Origin of the sequence: Azospirillum sp. 11R-A, from assembly GCF_049472615.1 — a bacterium.
Taxonomy (GTDB): domain Bacteria; phylum Pseudomonadota; class Alphaproteobacteria; order Azospirillales; family Azospirillaceae; genus Azospirillum; species Azospirillum palustre.
On the sequence record NZ_JBCEBL010000030.1, the window covers coordinates 21,717 to 42,377 of the forward strand.

The 20,661-nt window shown below is 66.6% G+C and carries 18 protein-coding genes; 10 read left to right on the forward strand and 8 right to left on the reverse strand.

What is annotated here, in order from left to right; translation table 11 throughout:
* The first annotated feature begins 2 nt into the window (after positions 1-2).
* Positions 3-707: an amino acid ABC transporter permease gene (locus tag VH569_RS28945; protein ID WP_377806892.1), complete on the forward strand. Its 705-nt coding sequence runs from the start codon at positions 3-5 to the stop codon at positions 705-707.
* Positions 707-1,534, forward strand: coding sequence for an amino acid ABC transporter ATP-binding protein (locus tag VH569_RS28950; RefSeq protein WP_423319978.1), 828 nt, complete (start codon positions 707-709; stop codon positions 1,532-1,534). Before VH569_RS28945 ends, VH569_RS28950 begins: the two co-directional genes overlap by 1 nt.
* A gap of 55 nt (positions 1,535-1,589) precedes the next feature.
* Here the strand turns inward: VH569_RS28950 and VH569_RS28955 are convergent, their stop codons facing one another.
* Together VH569_RS28955 and VH569_RS28960 are read right to left on the reverse strand one after the other, a co-directional pair.
* Positions 1,590-1,856 carry a Txe/YoeB family addiction module toxin gene (locus VH569_RS28955; protein WP_423319980.1) on the reverse strand — a complete coding sequence of 89 codons (267 nt, stop codon included), beginning with the start codon at positions 1,854-1,856 and terminating at the stop codon, positions 1,590-1,592.
* Positions 1,837-2,103, reverse strand: coding sequence for a type II toxin-antitoxin system Phd/YefM family antitoxin (locus VH569_RS28960; RefSeq protein WP_423319981.1), 267 nt, complete (start codon positions 2,101-2,103; stop codon positions 1,837-1,839). The genes VH569_RS28955 and VH569_RS28960 overlap by 20 nt, the downstream gene beginning before the upstream one ends.
* A 205-nt stretch (positions 2,104-2,308) precedes the next feature.
* Between VH569_RS28960 and VH569_RS28965 the strand changes: the two genes are divergently transcribed.
* The 7 genes from VH569_RS28965 (at position 2,309) to VH569_RS28995 (ending at position 9,466) form a co-directional block, all read left to right on the forward strand.
* Entirely contained in the window at positions 2,309-2,983 is a 675-nt protein-coding gene (locus VH569_RS28965; protein ID WP_423319983.1) for an energy-coupling factor ABC transporter ATP-binding protein, read from the forward strand.
* Positions 2,983-3,633 carry an energy-coupling factor transporter transmembrane component T family protein gene (locus VH569_RS28970; RefSeq protein ID WP_423319984.1) on the forward strand — a complete coding sequence of 217 codons (651 nt, stop codon included), beginning with the start codon at positions 2,983-2,985 and terminating at the stop codon, positions 3,631-3,633. Before VH569_RS28965 ends, VH569_RS28970 begins: the two co-directional genes overlap by 1 nt.
* Before the next feature lie 27 nt (positions 3,634-3,660).
* A complete protein-coding gene (locus tag VH569_RS28975; RefSeq protein ID WP_423319985.1) occupies positions 3,661-4,209 on the forward strand; it encodes a biotin transporter BioY in 549 nt (182 codons plus the stop codon).
* A 4-nt stretch (positions 4,210-4,213) separates the two neighbouring features.
* Complete coding sequence (locus VH569_RS28980; RefSeq protein ID WP_423319987.1) at positions 4,214-5,713, forward strand: class I adenylate-forming enzyme family protein; 1,500 nt, start codon at positions 4,214-4,216, stop codon at positions 5,711-5,713.
* A complete protein-coding gene (locus VH569_RS28985; RefSeq protein ID WP_423319989.1) occupies positions 5,710-6,879 on the forward strand; it encodes a thiolase family protein in 1,170 nt (389 codons plus the stop codon). Before VH569_RS28980 ends, VH569_RS28985 begins: the two co-directional genes overlap by 4 nt.
* Positions 6,880-8,115, forward strand: coding sequence for an MFS transporter (locus VH569_RS28990; RefSeq protein WP_423319991.1), 1,236 nt, complete (start codon positions 6,880-6,882; stop codon positions 8,113-8,115).
* A 154-nt stretch (positions 8,116-8,269) separates the two neighbouring features.
* The gene (locus tag VH569_RS28995; RefSeq protein WP_423319993.1) at positions 8,270-9,466 is read left to right on the forward strand and encodes a hypothetical protein; all 1,197 of its coding nucleotides are present in this window, start codon (positions 8,270-8,272) and stop codon (positions 9,464-9,466) included.
* Between the two features lie 54 nt (positions 9,467-9,520).
* On the opposite strand, the gene purT is transcribed toward VH569_RS28995, so the two are convergent.
* Positions 9,521-10,690 (reverse strand): formate-dependent phosphoribosylglycinamide formyltransferase, encoded by a 1,170-nt coding sequence (purT, locus tag VH569_RS29000; protein WP_423319994.1) that lies wholly within the window; start codon positions 10,688-10,690, stop codon positions 9,521-9,523.
* A gap of 231 nt (positions 10,691-10,921) precedes the next feature.
* Here purT and VH569_RS29005 point away from each other — a divergent pair, with 231 nt between their 5' ends.
* Positions 10,922-11,341, forward strand: coding sequence for a hypothetical protein (locus VH569_RS29005; protein ID WP_423319996.1), 420 nt, complete (start codon positions 10,922-10,924; stop codon positions 11,339-11,341).
* A 22-nt stretch (positions 11,342-11,363) separates the two neighbouring features.
* Here the strand turns inward: VH569_RS29005 and VH569_RS29010 are convergent, their stop codons facing one another.
* The 5 genes from VH569_RS29010 to VH569_RS29030 form a co-directional block, all read right to left on the reverse strand.
* The gene (locus VH569_RS29010; RefSeq protein ID WP_377806903.1) at positions 11,364-11,639 is read right to left on the reverse strand and encodes a DUF5985 family protein; all 276 of its coding nucleotides are present in this window, start codon (positions 11,637-11,639) and stop codon (positions 11,364-11,366) included.
* The gene (locus tag VH569_RS29015) at positions 11,639-11,908 is read right to left on the reverse strand and encodes a DUF5985 family protein (protein WP_199235262.1); all 270 of its coding nucleotides are present in this window, start codon (positions 11,906-11,908) and stop codon (positions 11,639-11,641) included. The genes VH569_RS29010 and VH569_RS29015 overlap by 1 nt, the downstream gene beginning before the upstream one ends.
* A gap of 85 nt (positions 11,909-11,993) precedes the next feature.
* Entirely contained in the window at positions 11,994-12,368 is a 375-nt protein-coding gene (locus tag VH569_RS29020) for a hypothetical protein (RefSeq protein WP_098737976.1), read from the reverse strand.
* A gap of 66 nt (positions 12,369-12,434) precedes the next feature.
* Entirely contained in the window at positions 12,435-14,840 is a 2,406-nt protein-coding gene (locus VH569_RS29025; RefSeq protein ID WP_423319998.1) for a response regulator, read from the reverse strand.
* Positions 14,837-20,485, reverse strand: coding sequence for a HAMP domain-containing protein (locus tag VH569_RS29030; protein ID WP_423320000.1), 5,649 nt, complete (start codon positions 20,483-20,485; stop codon positions 14,837-14,839). The genes VH569_RS29025 and VH569_RS29030 overlap by 4 nt, the downstream gene beginning before the upstream one ends.
* Positions 20,486-20,661: the final 176 nt, after the last annotated feature.

The following is a 20,661-nucleotide window of genomic DNA, read 5'->3' on the forward strand; positions in this document are numbered from 1 at the left end:
CGATGTTGGACCTTTCCCTTCTCGTCCAGTACGGCCCGGCGCTGCTGCGCGGCTTCGGCGTCACCATCCTGTGCTGGGGCGCCGGCTGCCTCATCGGCATGGTGCTGGGCTTTGCGCTCATGCTGCTGCGGCAATTGCCGGTGAAGCCGCTGCGCTGGATCATCCGCGCCTACATCGAGGTGATCCGCGGCACGCCCTTCCTGATCCAGCTGTTCCTGCTCTACAGCGGCGGCCCGGCCATCGGCCTGCGGCTGGAGGCGACGACCGCCGGCATCCTCGGCCTCGGCATCTACGGCAGCGCCTATTTCGCCGAGATCTTCCGCGCCGGCTATCAGGCGGTGCCGAAGGGGCAGGTGGAGGCGGCGCTCAGCCTCGGCATGTCCTACGGCTCGATCCTGCGCCGGGTGATCGTCCCGGCGATGCTGGTGTCGACCATCCCGGCCATCGTCAACATGATGGCAATCCTGACCAAGGAGACGGTGGTGCTGTCGATCATCACCGTGCCGGAACTGATGTACGAGATGCAGACGATGGCGGCGGAGACCTTCGCCACCTTCGAGACCATCCTGGGGATGGCGCTGTTCTACTGGCTGCTGGTGGAGGTGGTGTCGCGCCTGGGCCGCCGGCTGGAGGCGCGCGTCACCCGTTTCCTGACCCACGCCTCGCCGCAAGGGTCGTCGTCCGAGACTGCAACCGCGAGGGCGTGATGACCGCCGTTTCCCGAACCGCCAACCCGTCGCGCAGCATGGCCCAGAGCGACACCGTGCCGATGGTCTCGATCCGCGGCGTCGGCAAGAGCTTCGGCACCAACGAGGTGCTGCGCGACATCGACCTGACCGTCAACAAGTCGGAGGTCGTCTGCCTGATCGGCCCCAGCGGATCGGGCAAGAGCACGCTCCTGCGCTGCATCAATTTCCTGGAGGTCTACGACCGCGGCGAGATCCGCATCGAAGGCAAGCTGGTCGGCTATAGCGAGGACACGCCGCGCCGCCGCCTGTCCAACCGCGACCTGCGCGATCTGCGCCGCAACGTCGGCATGGTGTTCCAGCAGTTCAACCTGTGGCCCCACATGACCGCGCTGGAGAATGTGGCCGAGGCGCTGGTGCAGGTCCGCGGCATGGACAAGGCCGCCGCAACATCCCATGCCCGCCGGATGCTGGACCGGGTCGGCCTCGCCGCCAAGGCCGACAGCTACCCCGCCCGCCTGTCCGGCGGCCAGCAGCAGCGCGTCGCCATCGCCCGCGTCATCGCGATGGAACCCCACCTGATGCTGTTCGACGAGCCGACCTCCGCCCTCGACCCCGAACTGGTGGGCGAGGTGTTGCAGGTGATGCGCGATCTGGCGGCCGACGGCATGACCATGGTGGTGGTGACCCACGAGATGGGCTTCGCCGCCAACGTCGCCGACAAGGTCGCCTTCCTCGACCGCGGACGCATCGCCGCCTTCGGAACCCCGCGCGAGGTCTTCCACGAATCCGCCGAACCGCGGGTGCAGCAGTTTTTGCAGACGTATCACGAGCGCAACAGCTTCTGATCGCCATTCGCCGATGAAGAAAGGCCGCCCAAATTGGGGCGGCCTTCGTGGCGGCTCAGTAATGATACCGGCAGGCCAGTATTTCGAGCGATTGAGCGTCGCCGCTCCCGGCCACCCGATACACCAGCCGATGTTCGCCCGTTATCCGTCGCGACCACCAGCCGGCGAGTCCTTCCTTGAGAGGTTCAGGCTTGCCCAGCCCTGAAAACGGATTACGCTCCGTATCGCGGATCAGGTCATTGACCTTCTTCAGCACGGCCCGGTCGTTCTTCTGCCAGTATAAATAATCCTCCCAAGCGCCGTCAGTCCAAATTTTCTTCATTCAGAATGTCCCGCTCGATGCCTTTGCCAGCATCGAGTTGGGCGATGCCTTTGAGCAGCCGTTCCGCATTCTTCGGGCTTTTCAGGAGATGAAGCGTCTCCATCAACCCTTCGAACTCTTCTTCGGAAATCATCACCACCGACCGCCCCTTCTGACGGGTGACGGTCAACGGTGCGCGGCTGTCACAGACCTCGTCCATCACGCTGGCAAGGTTGTTTCTAAGGTCGGTGTAGCTGATGTGTCCCATTTCAGGTCCTGCCCAATCCAGATGAGTGCGGGAAGGGGCTTTTGTCTAATGAGGCCCGCAGTCACCACAACTATGTACAGAAATACGGACATACATCAAGCCCGAGCTGCCACAGCCACGCTACCCCTGGCACCCCGCCGACAAACCCGCTAAGAACCTTTCGCACGCGCAACAGAACAGCAATGCGAAAGCCCGGTCTCCGTCGATGATCGAACTCCGGTCCGTCACCCACGCCTATGGCGACCGCCCCGTCCTGCACGACCTGTCGCTGCGGCTGGCCGAGCGGCGCATCGCCATTCTCGGCGGCAACGGCTCGGGCAAGAGCACGCTGGCCCGCCTGCTGAATGGGCTGATCGTGCCGGCAGCCGGCACCGTCACGGTCGATGGCCTGGATACCCGCAGCGACGGCCGGGCGGTGCGCCAGCGGGTCGGTTTCGTCTTCCAGAATCCCGACACCCAGATCGTCTATCCGACGGTGGAAGAGGATCTCGCCTTCGGGCTGAAGGCGCGCAAGCTGCCGAAGGACGAGATCGCCCGCCGCGTCGCCGGGGCGCTGGAGCGCTACAACCTCGACCGCTACCGGCACCAGCCGGCCCACCAGATGAGCGGCGGCGAGAAACAGCTGCTCGCCATCGCCGGGGTGCTGGTGCTTGAGCCGGCCTATGTCATCTTCGACGAACCGACCACGCTGCTCGACCTGCGCAACCGCCGCAAGGTGATCGACCTGCTGCGCGGCCTGCCGCAGACGGTGGTCGTCGTCACCCACGACCTCGACATGGTGAAGGATTTCGACCGGGCGCTGGTGCTGGAGGATGGCCGCGTCGTCGTCGACGGCCCGCCGACGGAAACCGTACCGGCCTACATCGAGCGGCTCGACTGATGCTGGGCCTCTACCTGCATCGGGAGTCGGTCGTTCACCGCCTGCCGGCAGGGGCGAAGCTCGGCGGCCTGCTGCTGGTGACCATCCTGGTGCTGGCCCTGCCCGGCAGCTGGGGAGCGCTGGCCGCCGGACTGATCGGCGCCGCGGTGCTTGTGGCGGCAAGGCTGCCGGCCAGGCGGGTGCTGGCGGAGTTGCGGGCGCCGGTGCTGATGCTGACTTTGCTGTTCGGTTTCCAGGCGCTGCTGGCCGGCGGCGGGTGGGAGGAGACGGCGGTCGCCGTCGCCCGCTTCGCCGCCCTGATCCTGCTGGCGACCCTGGTCACGCTGACCACCCGCGTCATGGACATGGTCGATCTGTTCGAGCGGCTGTTCGGCCTGCTGCGGCCGGTCGGGGTCAACCCGGCGAAGATGGCGCTGATGCTGGCCCTGACCATCCGCTTCATCCCGCTGCTGGGCGAACAGGTGCGCGAGGTGCGGATGGCCCAGCGTGCCCGCGGCGTGGAGCGCAACATAGCCGCCCTGTTCGTTCCGCTGCTGGTCAAGATCCTCACCATGGCCGATGATCTGACCGCCGCACTGGAAGCGCGCGGTTATGACCCGGTCGATGCCGGGACGAACGAGAGCGAAAACAAAAACAGCACGCAACGATAACGTCACCAGCCGAAGGAAGCGTCCGCCATGTTGTCCACCCGCGACCTCGTCCTCTGCGCCCTGTTCGCCGCCCTGCTGGGCGGGCTCGGCATGGCACCGCCGATTCCGCTCGGCTTCCTACCGGTGCCGGTCACCGCGCAGACTCTGGGCGTCATGCTGGCCGGCACCATCCTGGGCGCCAAGCGCGGCGGCATCGCAGCGCTGCTGTTCGTGCTGCTGGTCGCGGCCGGCCTGCCGCTGCTGGCGGGGGGTCGCGGCGGCATCGGCGTCCTGATGGGGCCGACCGGCGGCTTCGTGCTGTCCTGGCCGGTCGGCGCCTTCGTCACCGGCTGGCTGGCGGAACGGTTCGCCACCACCGCCAACCCGATCCGCCTGTTCGCGGTCAGCGTGCTTGGCGGCATCCTGGTCGTCTATGCCGGCGGCATTCCCTGGCTGTGGCTGGTCGCAGGCCTGCCGATCGACAAGGCGGTGTTCGGCACGCTGGCCTTCGTGCCGGGCGACCTGATCAAGGCCGGCATTGCCGCCGTCGCCGCCTCGGGCGTCCGCCGCGCCGGCATCCTGCCGATTCATGCCTGAGAGAATGATTCCTGAGCAACCATCCCTTACCGGCGGCTATCTGGGTGAGGACAGCCTCGTCCGCCCCTTTGCGCTGGCCGCCGAACGGACGCCTGACCATCCGGCGCTGATCCTCGGCGAGGAAGCGCTGTCCTATGGCGCGCTGCTGGAGCAGGTGCGGCGGGCCGGTGCCGGTGTGGCTGCCCTGCGCCGGGATGGAGCGCCGCCACACGTAGCGCTCAGCCTGGGCAACCGGCCGGAACTGCTGGCATTGTTCTTCGGCATCGTCGCGGCCGGCGGCATCGTCGGCCTGCTCGACCCGAAATGGAGCGCCGCGCAGACCGCCGCCGCCATCGAAACCTTCCGCCCCGATCTGCATCTGACGACCGAGATCGCCGCCACCTGGATCGCTGCGCAGCCGGCGGGCTGGACCATGCCCGCCGTCGATCCGAAGAGGCCGTTCCTGGTCGGCTTCACCTCCGGCACCACCGGCCGGCCCAAGGCCTTCATCCGCAACCAAGGCTCCTGGCTGGCGACGCTGGAGGCGAGCCGGGTGGAATTCGGCATCGGTACCGAGGACGTCATTCTCGTGCCGGGGCCGCTGGTCCATGGCCTGGGCCTCTATGGCGCGGTGGAGGGGCTGTCGGCCGGCGCCACGGTGCGGGTGCAGGCGAAATTCGACGGAACCGACGCGGCGGCGCAGTTGGCGGAGTGCGGCGTCACCACGCTGGTGCTGGTACCGACGATGCTGGTCGGCATTCTCGACGCTGCCGAGCGCGACGGCCGACCGTTCCCCGCCCTTCGCCGGGTGGTCTGTTCCGGCGCCAAGCTGGCGCCCGCGGTGCATGACCGGCTGGCCGCCCTCTGCCCCGATGCCGCCGTGCTGGAATATTACGGCGCGTCCGAGCTGAGTTTCGTCAGCCTGCGCTCGTCCCGCGAAGGCGCCCCCGCCGACAGCGTCGGCCGTCCCTTCCATGGGGTGGAACTGAGCCTGCGCGACGATGACGGCCGTCCGGTGGAGCGCGGCCGGCCCGGCACCGTCTGGGTGCGCAGCGGCATGCTGAGCGACGGCTATCTCGGTGTCACCGACGGCGCCGGCTACCGCGAGCGGAACGGCTGGGGCACGGTCGGCGATTACGGCTGGATCGACGACGGAGGCTGGCTGCGGCTGGTCGGGCGAGCCGGCGATATGGTCATCACCGGCGGCCTGAACGTCTACCCGGCGGAGGTCGAAGCGGTCCTGCGCGCCCACCCCGCGGTGGCGGAGGCGGTGGTGTTCGGCCTGCCCGACCCCTATTGGGGCGACGCCCTGTCCGCCGTCGTGTGGTGGCGCGGAAGCGCGCGCGCCTCGCTCGCCGACCTGCGCGGCTGGTGCCATGACCGGCTGGAGGGTTACAAGGCGCCGCGGCGGGTCTTCGCCGCGTCCGACATGCCCCTGACCGGCAGCGGCAAGATCGCCCGTGCCGATGTGCGCGAACGGGCGAAGCTCGGCGGACCGGACGGCGGGCTGGAGGTGGTGGCGTGACCAGCCGCCCCATCATCGTTGCAGCCCGGCGAACCCCGGTCGGGCGCATCGGCGGCAGCTTGCGCGAGCTTCCCGTCGAGGATCTCGCCGCCCCGGTCATCCGCGCGGTGCTGGCCGACGCCGGCCTCGACCCCGCGGAGGTGGATGAGGTTCTGCTGGGCAACGCAGTCGGTCCCGGCGGCAATGTCGCGCGGCTGTCGGCTCTGGCGGCCGGGCTGCCGGTGTCGGTGCCCGGCGTCACGGTGGACCGGCAGTGCGGATCGGGGCTGGAGGCAGTCAATCTCGCCTCCCGGCTGGTGCAGTCCGGCGCCTGCGACGTTGTCCTGGCCGGCGGGGTTGAGAGCACCAGCACCGCCCCGTGGCGTGTCGCCAAGCCGTCCAGCCTCTACCGCAGCCCGACTTTCTACGACCGCGCCCGCTTCGCCCCCGACGAGGTCGGCGACCCGTCGATGATCGAGGCCGCGGAGACCGTCGCCACGGCCTATGGCATCGACCGTACCCGCCAGGACCGCTACGCGCTGGACAGCCACCGCAAGGCCGTGGCCGCGCAGGCCGCCGGGCGGTTCGACCGCGAGATCGTTCAGTTGCATCTCCGCGACGGCCGCGTCGTCGTCCTCGATGACTGCCCGCGCGCCGATACCAGCCTCGAAAAGCTGGCGGCGCTGAGGCCAATTCTCCGGCCGGACGGCACGGTTACGGCGGGCAACGCCTGCCCGGTCAATGACGGCGCCGCCGTGGTGGCGGTGGTGTCGGAGCGGAAGTTCCGCGCGCTCGGCCTCACCCATGGGCTGGTGGTGGTCGACAGCGCCGCGGCGGGCGTGGATCCGAAGCTCCTCGGCACCGGCCCGATCCCGGCGGTGACCAGGCTGCTGGCCCGCAATCCCAGACTGACCGTCGCCGACATCGACCTCGTCGAGCTCAACGAGGCCTTCGCCGCCCAGGTGCTGGCCAGCCTCGACGCGCTTGGCATCGACCAATCGCGCGTGTCGGTCGGCGGCGGAGCCTTGGCGCTCGGCCATCCCTACGGCGCATCCGGGGCGATCCTGGTGACGCGCCTGTTCAGCGAAATGCTGTTTTCGGCTGCGGGCCGTGCGCCCCGGCTAGGCCTCGCCACGCTCGGCATCGGCGGCGGGCTGGGGCTCGCCACACTTCTGGAGCCAGTTTGAATGACCAGCGCCCCTGCGGCCGGGGATAGTTTCCGGTCGGCCTTCCGTCACCGCGCCTTCGCCCTGTTCTGGAGCGCGCGGGTCTGCTCGATGCTGGCGATCCAGATGCAGGTGGTGGCGGTCGGCTGGCAGGTCTATGCCATGACCGGCGACCCGCTCGACCTCGGGCTGGTCGGGCTGTTCCAGTTCCTGCCCTCGCTGGCGCTGGTTCTGGTGGCCGGCCATGTGGTCGACAACAACGACCGCAAGACGGTCCTGTTCGGCGCCCTGTCGGTCGAGATGATCGCGGTCGCCGCCCTGTTCCTGCTGACCATGGCGGGCGCCCTGTCGCCCCACGCCACCTTTGCCGTGGTGGCGCTGATCGGCCTCGCCAAGTCCTTCGAGGGGCCGGCCAACCAGGCGATCCTGTCCGCGACCGTCCCGGTGGAGGATTTGCCCAACGCCGTCGCCTGGCAGTCGTCGGGCGTGCAGGTGGCGCAGATCTCCGGTCCGGCGCTGGGCGGACTGCTCTACATCGCCGGTCCGGCCGCGGTCTATGGCGTCAGCACGGCGATGCTGCTGCTGTCGGTCCTGCTGATCGCCGCCTGCCGGCCGCGCCCCGTCACCATGACCAGGCGCGCCATGAGCCTGACCAGCATGCTGGCCGGCGCCGCCTTCATCCGCAGCCGGCCGGAGATTCTGGGCGCCATCTCGCTCGACCTGTTCGCGGTGCTGCTGGGCGGGGCGACGGCGCTGCTGCCGATCTATGCGCGCGACGTGCTGCATGTCGGGCCGTGGGGGCTCGGCCTGCTGCGCTCGGCGCCGGCGCTGGGGGCGCTCGCCATGGCGATGGTCATCACCCGCTGGGGCGTGAAGCGCCATGCCGGGCGCTGGATGCTGATCGCGGTGGCCGGCTTCGGCGTCGCAACCATAGCCTTCGGCCTGTCGGCCGATCCGGTGCTGTCCTTCATCGCCCTGCTGGCGGTCGGCGCCACCGACCAAGTCAGCATGTTCGTCCGCCAGACGCTGGTCCAGTTGTCCACTCCCGACGAGATGCGCGGCCGGGTCGGCGCCGTCACCTCCCTGTTCATCGGCGCGTCCAACCAGTTGGGCGAGTTCGAATCCGGCAGCGTCGCAGCACTGATCGGCGCGGTTCCGGCGGTGGTGCTGGGCGGCATCGGCGCTGTCGGGCTCGCCGGGCTGTGGGCGGCGATGTTCCCGGCGCTGCGGCGGGTGGATAGGTTGCTGGGGCGGTAGTCGCCTCTGCTTTGCAGCGATTGAGGCGTCTTTGTTTCCAAGCTAGACATTTTAAGATTGCGCACTTACAGTCAAAAAGTGTGTTTTCATCCCAATCTTTTCGGCTGCTACGCGCGGCAGACGCTATATCTGTCGATTTTAGTTAGGAAACGAGATGGCCACCATTTTTGCAAATGCTGCTGTCGATCTGTCTTCGCGCGGCGGCCTGGGCAGTTATTGGCCTACCAACTATCGCGTAGTATCAGTAGATCATAATCAGGCTGTCATTCGCTACTGGGTGGGAACAAACCAGACGGTTGACGTTACCATGGGTGGTAAATTTTACTTTACTTCATCCATTCTCCATTCAGGCGCAATTTCCTCAATGACGATCCCCACGATCAGCGGAGGAACATCGTTGTCTATTTCTAATATTGATCTTAAATTCTATTCTTTTACAGATCTTACCACCGTAATGAACAATACGTACATTTTAACAAACAATGATCAGATTTTCGGCTCTGCTTCGAACGATACTCTTTACGGATATGTTGGCGACGATCAGATCTTCGCTGGCGCCGGAGACGACCTGATCAGTGGCGGTCTCGGGAGCGATACGATCGACGGAGGCGATGGCAATGACACTATTATTAGCGACCAGCTATCCTACGTGTATAATCAACCAAATTACTACCGGGATAGTAAGGTCATTGCCTATGGCGGGCAAACGGCCGTTCTGGGGTTGAACACCGATTGCGATTTGCTGACCAACGTCGAGTATATCCGGTTCAACGACAAGACGGTTTCCACGGCCAGCGCGGTCGCGTTTGATGCAATGGGCTATCTGGCGGTCAATCGCGACCTGTCCTCCGCCTTCGGCGCTAATGGAGCCGCCGCATTTCTGCACTTCGTTCAAAAAGGCTTTTATGAACGTAGGCCGACGAGTTTCGATGCAGCGAGCTACATTGCCGCAAACCTCGATCTCGCAACCGCCTTCGGGGCCAACACCGCCGCAGCCACCGAGCATTACGTGGTGACCGGCCGCTTGGAAGGACGAAGCACGTCATTCAACTCGCTGGCCTATATTGCGGCCAACCCCGACCTGATCAAGGCGTTTGGGACGAATACGGCAGCTGCGGCCATGCATTACGTCACTACCGGCCGCTTGGAAGGACGGACGACCAATTTCAACACCGCTGCCTACATGGCGCGCAATCCGGATGCCGGCAAAACCGAACAGGTGGCCCTGGCCCATTACATCACTTACGGCTATCGCGAAGGCCGCTCGACTGCGCCGCTCACCACCACCGGACGGGCAGCTGCCCTGATTGAGGCGAATCCTCTGTCCGGAGCGCTCGCCAACTCTGTTTGACAACGCCGCGGCGGGCGAGGAACCGTCTCCCCGCCCGCTGCATGGCACGGTCGATCACAGATACCGGATCGCCACCTTGTCGGCCGCCTGCTTGGCCCGCGCCCGCGCATCGTCGGTGTCGGTGCCGGTTGCGAGCGCCACACCCATGCGGCGGTTCTTGCGGGTGGTCGGCTTGCCGAACAGGCGGATGTCGACCTCCTGCTCGGTCGAACCCAACCGCAGCGCGTCCGCCAGCCCCTCGATGCGGAAATTCTCTGCCTCGCGGTCGGCCAGGATGACGGCGGAGGCCGACGGGGCATGGCACAGGATGTTCGGGATCGGCAGGCCCAGGATGGCGCGGGCGTGCAGTTCGAACTCCGACAGGTTCTGCGACAGCAGCGTGACCATACCGGTGTCGTGCGGCCGCGGCGACAGTTCGGAGAAGATCACCTCGTCGGCGGTGACGAAGAACTCGACGCCGAAGATGCCGTAGCCGCCGAGATTGTCGACGACGCGCGCCGCCATCGCCTTGGCATCGTCCAGCATCGCCTGCGGCATGGCGACCGGCTGCCAGGATTCCTGGTAATCGCCGCGCTCCTGCCTGTGGCCGATCGGCTCGCAATAGAGGATGCCGTCGCGGGTGCGGACGGTCAGCAGCGTGATCTCGTATTCGAAGGGAACGAACTCCTCGACGATCACCTTGCGGCGGTCGCCGCGCATGTTCGCCACCGCATAGTCCCAGGCCCCCTCCAGCCCTGCGGCGTCCTGCACCGTGCTCTGCCCCTTGCCGGACGACGACATCACCGGCTTGACGACGCAGGGGAAGCCGGTGTGCTCCGCCCCGGCGCGCACCTCCTCCAGGCTCTCGGCATAGCGGTAGCGCGAGGTGCGCAGGCCGAGTTCCGTCGCCGCGACCTCGCGGATGCGGTCGCGGTTCATCGTCATGGTCGCGGCACGGGCCGACGGCACGACAATGGTGCCGGCATCCTCGAATTCGTGCAGCACCTCGGTGCGGATCGCCTCGACCTCCGGCACGATATAATCGGGGCGGTGCTTGGCGATGGCGGCACGCAGGGCGTCGGCGTCCAGCATGGAGAACACCTCCGCCCGGTCGGCGACCTGCATCGCCGGCGCGTTGGCGTAGCTGTCGCAGGCGATGACCTCGCAGCCCAGCCGCTTGGCGGCAATGACGAATTCCTTGCCCAGCTCCCCGGAGCCGAGCAGCAGGATCCTGGCGGTGAACATCGACGCACTCCCGATATTGGCGACAGCTGGCGATAGTGGTGACAGCTGGCCGACCATAGGGCTTCCGGCCAGCCGGGCCAAGCCCCGCCGTAAGCCTCCCGTATGCAGCCGCCAAGCGGAACCGGGGTCGCGCAAATATTTCTAAATAGAAATTATAATGATAGAGGATGAAAAACTCCGCTCATGTGTTCATGCGTAAATGAACCCCTGTTTCGGGAGGCGACAATGGCAATGACCACACAAGCGGCGGCAAGGCGCGGGTTCTTCGGCGGCAGGACCCTGATGGCCGTCTGCCTGGCCGGCTCGCTGGCATTGCCGGGCTGTGCCGGCAACGGCAACGATGACATGGCCGGCGCCCTGCTGATCGGTGCCGCGGTGGTCGGGCTGGGCGTGCTGGCCGCCACCGCCGGCGGGGACGACGACGATGGCGACCGCAACCGCGGCCGGCATCAGCGCCATCGCGGCGGCTACGACAACAGCGGCTATTACGGCAATGGCTATGCGAGCGGCTATGAGGGCCGCGGCGGCTACAACCGCTATGCCGGCAACGGCCAATGCGACGATTCGCGCTACCGCACCTCCAATGGCGGGCGGGCCGAAGCCGGGACCGACGAACGGGACTGCCGCCGCTTCGGTGACGGCCGCAAGTAGAAGGCAGCCGTCCGAATAGGGTTCAGCGCCGCCGCCCCTCCAGGTTCTTGCGGACGATGGCGCCGATGATCAGCAGGAAGGCCAGCAGGCGCAGCACATAGACCCAGCTCTGCTCTTCGCGCTCCAGCCCGCCGAGCGCCAGCACGATCTGGTTCAGCGCCAGCAGCAGGAAGGCCAGCGCGAAGCTAACAAACAGCGCATCCCTCGTCCGTCTCCAGAAGCCGAGGAAGAACAGCCCGGCCACCGCATAGAGCGCCGCAAGCACGCCGGTGAAGAAGCTGGAGGTGGTGGGCAGCATCACTCGGCATCCCAGATGAAGCCGTACAGCAGCACGCCCACGCCGGCCATGGCGGAGAGCTGGCGCAGCGGCAGCAGGTCGACCTGTGTCGGCAGGACGACCACATCGATGAACAGCAGCAGATTGTTCACGGCGAGCCCGACGAAGCACAGCGTGCTCCACAGCAGAAGCCGGCTGCGGGAACGCAAATAGCTGCGCAGCAGCAGGACCATGCACAGCAGGCTGGCGGCAAAGCACAGCAGATAGACCGCCGACTTCACGACATCCATGTCGTCTCTCCCACCCCGCTCTCCCCCTGCAAGGGACGGCACGCATTCCTGACTATGAAGACCGCGGTCATTTCATTCACTGGGATCAATCGTTGAGGCGGAAGCGGAAGGAATCGGCAAAGATCTGCACCTTGTTGCCGGGAGCCGCGAAGATCTCCCGGATGATGGCGGACGGACGGGTGGCGTAGGCCTGCTCGATCTCCTCCACCCACTGGTCCAGCAGCGGGGAAGCCGGCCGGTAGCGATGGCGGCCGTCGGTCTGTGCCACCAGCAGGCCAGCACCGAGGAACCCGGCCAGCGCCTCCTGCACCACCACGTCGCTGCCACGCAACTCGCTGACCAGATCGCCATTCGACCAGTCCCGGTCGGGAGTCCGCCGCAGAAGAAGAAGAAGCTCCAACGCCCAGACAGACCGGATCGAACCTCGCAACAGGGTAAGCGCATCATCGGACAAAACCATGAACCAGAACCTGACCTGATATGCACAACCGGCGGCGTGGGGTAACGCCGCCCTCGATCCCCCTCATCACCCCCGGACGGCCTCCGCCGGGGCGAGAGGGGCCTGCAGATCCAGCGCGCGCCGCAGGGCACGGGCCAGATCGCCGTCACGGTACGGCTTGGACAGCGTTTCCGCCCGGCTCAGCACAGCCCCCAGAACGGCGCCGGGATCGGCGGTGCCGCCGGCGTCGGTGGACGCGCCGGCCTCCGGTCCCGGCGCAGACGTTCCGTTGGCATAGCCCGAGGCGAACAGCACCCGCAAAGAGGGATGGCGGCGCAACCCCTCCAGCGCCAGTTCGCGGCCGTTCAGACCGCCGGGCATGACGATGTCGGTGAACAGAAGATCGACCGGCTGCCGGTCCAGCAGGGTCAGCGCCGCCTCGGCACCGTCGGCCTCCAGCACACGATACCCCAGTGCGGCCACCGCCTGCACCGCGACCGACCGCACATCGGCATCGTCATCGACCACCAGCACAGTCTCGCCACGGCCGGCGAAGGCTTCATGGCCATCATCCTCGTCGGCCGACACGCCATGGGCGCTGTCCATCGCCGCCCGCGGCAGGTAAAGGCGGAAAACGGTGCCGCTGCCGGGCTTGCTGTCGATGCCGATCAGTCCACCCGACTGCTTGACGAAGCCATGGATCATGGCAAGGCCCAGACCGGTGCCCTTCCCGGTCTCCTTGGTGGTGAAGAAGGGCTCGAAGGCGCGCTCCAGCACATGCGCCGGCATGCCGCATCCGCTGTCCGCCACCGACAGCAGGATATAGTCGCCGGCCGGCACCGACATGCCGTTTCCGGTCTGCGGTTCCGTAAACCGGGTGTTCGCCGTGCTGATCCGCAGGGTGCCGCCGCCGGGCATGGCGTCGCGGGCATTGATGACGAGGTTCAGCAGGGCCGATTCCGCCTGGGAGCGGTCGACCGAGGCGATCCACAGCGGCTCGGCATCGGCCGGCGGCGCTTCGATGGCGATGGCGACACCGCCGCCCAGCGTGCGCTCCATCAGCTCGCCCATGCCGGCAACCAGATCGCCGAGATCCACCGGTTCCGGGTGAAGTTGCTGGCGGCGGGCGAAGGTCAGCAGCCGCCGCGTCATGTCGGAGCAGCGCAGCGCCGCCTGAAGCGCCATCTCCGCCCGCCGCGCCGCCTTGGGATCGTCGGCAAGGCCGGGGACCAGCCGCTCCAGGCTGCCGATCACCACCATCAGCATGTTGTTGAAATCGTGGGCGATGCCGCCGGTCAGCTGGCCGACCATCTCCATCTTCTGCGCGTGGGCGAGCTGCTGCTGGGCCTGGCGCGTCTCGGTCACGTCCATGATGGTGCCGAACAGCTCGGCCGGCCGTCCGTCCTCGTCGCGCACGACCACAGCCTGGTCCAGCAGATGGCGCTCGCCGCCGTCCGGACCGCGCCAGCGATATTCCACCGTGGTCAGCCCGGCATCGTGGATCGACGCCAACTGGCGCAGCACGCGGCTGCGGTCGTCCGGATGCAGACCGGATTCCCAGAAATTCGGATCCTCGATGAAACGGGCGGCGGGGCAGCCCAGCACCGTCTGCGTCGTGTCGGACAGGTAGCGGAACGGAATGCCCGGTGTCAGGTCGGCAGTGTAGAGCACGATGGGAAGCTGGCCCAGGATCATCGCCTGCCGCTCCTCCGACCGGCGCAGCGCCTGTTCGGCCTGCCGCATCTCGCGCCGCACCCGCTCGTTCTCGTCCAGCAGGCGCTGCTTGGCCTCGACCTCGCGCTTGACCTCCTCCGTCTTGCGGTAGAGGTCGACGAAGACCGACACCTTGCATTTCAGGATCTGCGGGTCGACCGGCTTGAACATGTAATCCACGGCGCCGGTGGCATAGCCGCGGAAGATATGCGTCTCGTCCTTGTTGATGGCGGTCAGGAAGATGATCGGGATATGGCGTGACTTCTCGCGGAGGCGGATCAGACCCGCCGTCTCGTAGCCGTCCATCCCCGGCATGTGCACGTCCAGCAGGATCAGGGCGAAGTCCTGGCGCAGCAGATGCTTCAGCGCCTCCTCCCCCGACCGGGCGAGCACCAGCTGCGCCCCCAGATCCTCCAGCGTCTCCCGCACGGCGAACAGGTTCCGCGGGTCGTCATCGACGATCAGGATCGCGACGTCCGCCTTGTCGGGCTGCGGGTGTGAGTCGGTGGTCATGGTTCCGCTTTCGCATCCCGCGGGAACGGCGGCCGGCGGTGGCGTCACAGTGGCGGGAGGAACGGCCGCGGGGGCAGCCGGCGCCGCTTCCACCGCGGCTGCCGCCGGCGGCAGAGGCGGCTGACGGACTGCGTCGCCGCCGGTCGGCTGGGCGCTGGCGGTGCCGAGCAGGCGCGACCGGCGGGCCGCCGGCACCGGGCTGGCGGCCAGAGGGACGAACGGCGCGCGACGCACCGCCCGAACGGGCTGCAGCTTGCGCCGGGTCATGCCTGCACCCCACCGCGCTGTTGCTGCCGGTTGTTCTTGGCGGTCCAGATCCGCAGCAGAGACAGCAGATGGTCGATGTCGACCGGTTTGGCGATGTAATCGGTCGCGCCGGCCTCGATGCACTTGTCGCGGTCGCCCTTCATCGCCTTGGCGGTGACGGCGATCATCGGCAGCGCCCGGAACTCGTCGATGCTGCGGATCGTGCGCATGGTCTCATAGCCGTCCATTTCCGGCATCATGATGTCGACCAGCACCACGTCCACGCCGGGGTCGGCACGCAGCCGCTCGATGCCCTCGCGTCCGCTCTCGGCATGCAGGACCTCGATCTTGTGGGCCTCCATCACGCTGGCCAGCGAGAAGATGTTGCGGATGTCGTCGTCGATCACCAGCACCCGCTTGCCGGCCAGCGACGGGTCGTGCTGGCGCAGATCCAGGATGCTGCGCCGCTTCTCGTCGGGCAGCCGGTCGACGGCGCGGTGCAGGAACAGCGCGGTTTCGTCCAGCAGTCCGGCCGGCGACCGGGCGCTCTTCAGCACCACGGTTTCGGCCAGCCGGCGCAGCCGCGCCTCGTCCTCCGCCGCGATGTCGGCGGCGACATAGATCACCACCGGCATCCAGGCGAGCGTGTCGCGGGTGCGCAGCCATTCGATCAGCTCGAAATCCACCGTCACCGGACCAGCCAGGGTCGGGCTCGACAGATCCAGCACCATGCAGTCGAAATGGTCGGCGCTCAGCGCCGCCATTGCGGCCTCGATCGAGGTGACGGTGTGCGTCTCCACATCGCCATTGCCGATCAGGGCGGCGACGCCGCCCGGCTGCGGGCTGTCCTTCTCCACCACCAGAAGCCTGCGGTGGTCGCGCTCCCGGAAGCTCTTGACCCGGTTCAGGGCGTCGAAGATCGCCTCGCGCTCCACCGGCTTTTCCGAATAGTCGAAGGCGCCCATCGCCAGACCGCGCCGCCGCTCGTCCTTGGCGGAGATGACATGGACCGGAATGTGCCGGGTCTGCGGATCGCGCTTCAGCAGGTCGAGCAGCGCCCAGCCATCCATATCCGGCAGCCCGATGTCGAGCAGGACGGCGTCCGGCCGGTATTTGCGCGCCAGCGGCAGCGCCGCCGAGCCACCGCTGGACAGGATGGTGCGGAAGCCCTTCTCCCGCGCCAGATCGATCAGGATGGAGGCGAAGGTGTTGTCGTCCTCCACGATCAGCACGACCGGTTCACCGGGCCGCAGGCGCTCGCGGTCGTCGCCGGCCGGCTGCATGTCCAGGAGTGCCAGCCCCTCCTGCGGGCCGGAAGCCACCACCGGGCGCGTCGCCGTCTCGGTCCGCTTGGGCAGCAGCGCGGTGGTCGGCATGGCGGCGCTGGCGGCGGCGATGACGGGCGTGCCGAACTGCGCGACCGGCTCCGCAACGATGTCGTAGCTGCGCGGGACGAACAGCGTGAAGGCACTGCCCCTGCCCGGCGTGCTGGCGACGCGGATCTCGCCACCCAGCAGACGGGCGATCTCGCGGCTGATCGACAGGCCGAGGCCGGTGCCGCCATATTTGCGGCTGGTGGTGCCGTCGGCCTGCTGGAACGCCTCGAAGATGATGCGCTGCTTGTCCTCGGGGATGCCGATGCCGGTGTCGATGACGGTGAAGGCCAGCACCGAGGACGCGGCGTCCAGCGTCGGATGGGCCGCACTCCACCCCTCCGTCGCCTGGGCGACACGGAAGGTGATGCCGCCAGCGTCGGTGAACTTGAAGGCGTTGGACAGCAGGTTGTTCAGCACCTGGGCCAGCCGCTTCTCATCGGTCTGGATGCTGGCGGGCAGCGCCTCGTCCATCTCGATGGCGAAGTCCAGCTTCTTCTCCTGCGCCAGCTGCGAGAAGGTGCGTTCCACATGGTTGCGCAGGTCGCCCAGCACGACCTCGCCGATCTCCAGCGTCACCGTGCCGGATTCGATCTTCGACAGATCGAGGATGTCGTTGATCAGGCCGAGCAGGTCGGAGCCGGCGGAATGGATGGTGCGGGCGAACTCCACCTGACGGTCGGACAGGTTGGTGTCGGGGTTGTCGGCCAGCAGTTTCGACAGGATCAGCAGGCTGTTCAGCGGCGTGCGCAGCTCGTGGCTCATGTTCGCCAGGAACTGCGACTTGTATTTGGAGGTCAGGGCAAGCTGTTCGGCCTTCTCCTCCAGCGCCGCCTTGGCGAATACGACCTCGCGGTTCTTGCGCTCCACCTCGATGTTCTGCTTCTCCAGCTGCTCGGCCTTCTCCTCCAGCGCTTCGTTGGTTGTGGTCAGCTTTTCCTGCTGGGCCTTGAGCAGCTCTTCCGACTTGCGCAGCGAGGCGGCCTGCTGTTCCAGCCGCTCGTTGGTGGTCGTCAGTTCCTCCTGCTGGCTCTGCAGCTCGGTGGTCAGGCGCTGCGACTGCTTCAGCAGGCCTTCGGTGCGCATGTTGGCGGCGATCGTGTTCAGCACGATGCCGATGCTCTCGGTCAACTGCTCCAGGAAGCTCTGGTGCGTCTCGCTGAAGCGGCCGAAGCTCGCCAGCTCGATCACCGCCTTCACATCGTCCTCGAACAGCACCGGCAGGACGATGATGTTCAGCGGCGGCGCCTCGCCCAGGCCAGAACTGATGGCGACATAGTCGCGCGGCACGTTGGTCAGCAGGATGCGCTTCTTCTCGTAGGCGCACTGCCCGACCAGACCTTCCTTCAGGTGGAAGCGGTTGGACAGGTTCTTGCGTTCCTTCAAGGCGTAGCTGGCGACCAGCTCCAGCAGCGGCTCGTCGCGGTCGCGGGTGGCGACATAGAAGACGCCGTGCTGGGCGTTCACCAGCGGGGCGATCTCCGACAGGATCATGTTGGAGACGGTGACCAGATCGCGCTCGCCCTGCAGCATGCGGGTGAATTTGGCGAGGTTGGTCTTGAGCCAATCCTGTTCCGCATTCTTCAGCGTCGTGTCGCGAAGGTTGCGGATCATCTCGTTGATGTTGTCCTTCAACGCCGCGACCTCGCCCATCGCCTCGACGGTGATCGAGCGGGTCAGGTCGCCCTTGGTCACCGCGGTGGCGACCTCGGCGATGGCGCGCACCTGGGTGGTCAGGTTGGCGGCCAGCTGGTTCACGTTCTCCGTCAAGTCCTTCCACAGCCCGGCGGCGCCCGGCACGCGGGCCTGACCGCCCAGCTTGCCTTCGATGCCCACCTCGCGCGCCACGTTGGTAACCTGATCGGCGAAGGTCGCCAGCGTGTCGATCATGCCGTTGATGGTGCTGGCCAGCGCCGCGATCTCGCCCTTGGCGTCCACCGCCAGCTTGCGCTTCAGGTCGCCGTCGGCGACCGCGGTGACGACGCTGGCGATGCCGCGCACCTGACCGGTCAGGTTGGCCGCCATCATGTTCACATTGTCGGTCAGATCCTTCCAGGTGCCACCGACGCCCTCCACCTTGGCCTGACCGCCCAGCTTGCCTTCGGAGCCCACCTCGCGTGCCACGCGCGTCACTTCCGAGGCGAAGCTGTTCAGCTGGTCCACCATCGTGTTGATGGTCGATTTCAGCTCGAAGATTTCGCCCTTCACGTCGACGGTGATCTTCTTCGACAGGTCGCCCTTGGCGACCGCGGTGGTGACTTCGGCGATGTTGCGGACCTGACCGGTCAGGTTGGCCGCCATCATGTTCACGTTGTCGGTCAGATCCTTCCAGGTGCCGGCGACCCCCTTCACCTGGGCCTGACCGCCCAGCTTGCCCTCGATGCCGACCTCGCGCGCCACGCGGGCGACTTCCGAGGCGAAGCTGTTCAGCTGGTCCACCATCGTGTTGATGGTCGATTTCAGTTCGAGGATCTCGCCCTTCACATCGACGGTGATCTTCTTCGACAAGTCGCCATTCGCGACCGCCGTCGTCACCTCGGCGATGTTGCGCACCTGACCCGTCAGGTTGGTCGCCATCGCGTTGACGTTGTCGGTCAGATCCTTCCACGTCCCGCCGACGCCCTTCACCTGGGCCTGACCGCCCAGCTTGCCTTCGGAACCCACCTCACGCGCGACGCGCGTCACTTCCGAGGCGAAGCTGTTCAGCTGGTCCACCATCGTGTTGATGGTCGATTTCAGCTCGAGGATCTCGCCCTTCACATCGACGGTGATCTTCTTCGACAAGTCGCCATTCGCAACCGCCGTCGTCACCTCGGCGATGTTGCGGACCTGCCCGGTCAGGTTGGTCGCCATCGCGTTCACGCTGTCGGTCAGATCCTTCCACGTCCCGCCGACACCCTTCACCTGGGCCTGACCGCCCAGCTTGCCTTCCGAACCCACCTCGCGCGCAACGCGCGTCACCTCCGAGGCGAAGCTGTTCAGCTGGTCCACCATCGTGTTGATGGTGTTCTTCAACTCGAGGATCTCGCCCTTCACCGGCACGGTGATCTTTTTCGACAGGTCGCCGTTGGCGACGGCGGTCGTCACGTCGGCGATGTTGCGGACCTGACCGGTCAGGTTCGCGGCCATCAGATTCACGCTGTCGGTCAGGTCTTTCCACGTCCCACCGACGCCTTCCACCCTTGCCTGACCACCCAACTTGCCCTCCGAGCCCACCTCACGCGCAACGCGCGTCACCTCCGAGGCGAAGCTGTTCAGCTGGTCCACCATGGTGTTGATGGTCGATTTCAGCTCGAGAATCTCGCCCTTCACGTCGACGGTGATCTTCTTCGACAGGTCACCCGTCGCGACGGCGGTGGTCACATCGGCGATGTTGCGGACCTGACCGGTCAGGTTGGCCGCCATCATGTTCACGCTGTCGGTCAAATCCTTCCAGGTACCGCCGACGCCCTCCACCTTCGCCTGACCGCCCAGCTTGCCTTCCGAGCCCACCTCGCGCGCAACGCGCGTCACTTCCGAGGCGAAGCTGTTCAGCTGGTCCACCATCGTGTTGATGGTCGATTTCAGTTCGAGAATCTCACCCTTCACRTCGACGGTGATCTTCTTYGACAGGTCGCCCTTGGCGACCGCCGTCGTCACTTCGGCGATGTTGCGGACCTGACCGGTCAGGTTGGCCGCCATCACGTTGACGTTCTCGGTCAGATCCTTCCAGGTGCCGGCAACGCCCTTCACCTGGGCCTGACCGCCCAGCTTGCCTTCGATCCCCACCTCGCGCGCCACACGCGTCAGCTCGGTGGTGACGGTGACGAGCTGGTCCACCATGGTGTTGACGTTGCGGGCGGTGCGCAGGAACTCACCCTGCAGCGGCCGGCCCTCGATCTCCAGCGCCATGGTCTTGGACAGGTCGCCCTTGGCGACCGCGCCGATGACGCGGGCGATTTCCGTCGTCGGCTGGATCATGTCGCCGACCAGCGTGTTGATGCTGTCGACGCAGGTTTCCCACCCGCCAGACGCATTGTTCAGCTTGGCGCGCTGGCTGATGCGGCCTTCCTTGCCGATTGCGACGCTGAGCCGGCTGACCTCAGCGGTCAGGTTCTGGTTCAGTTCGACCACGTCGTTGAAGGCGGCGGCGATTTCGCCGTCGATCCCGGTGAGGTCCAGCGGCAGCCGCACCGAGAATTCACCCTTGCGCAATTGCCGCAGGGCCATCAGCAGAACCTTCGGATCCAACGCGTCCGCCGTCTCGACCATCGCCGTCATGCCGTTCCCCAATCCGCGCGCCGTGCCCACCATGGACCGCGCTCCGCCCATCCCCAGGACCGCTTCACTACGCGGTCGAAGAAAACGTAGGCCAACACAACCGGGATTCCGAACGTCCGCACCGACAGTGTGCGCACTCCATCCTCATCCGGAGCGTGACTGCGCAGTCCTACAGCCCCGCACGATGAAGTAAAGGCTATTCGGGTCAA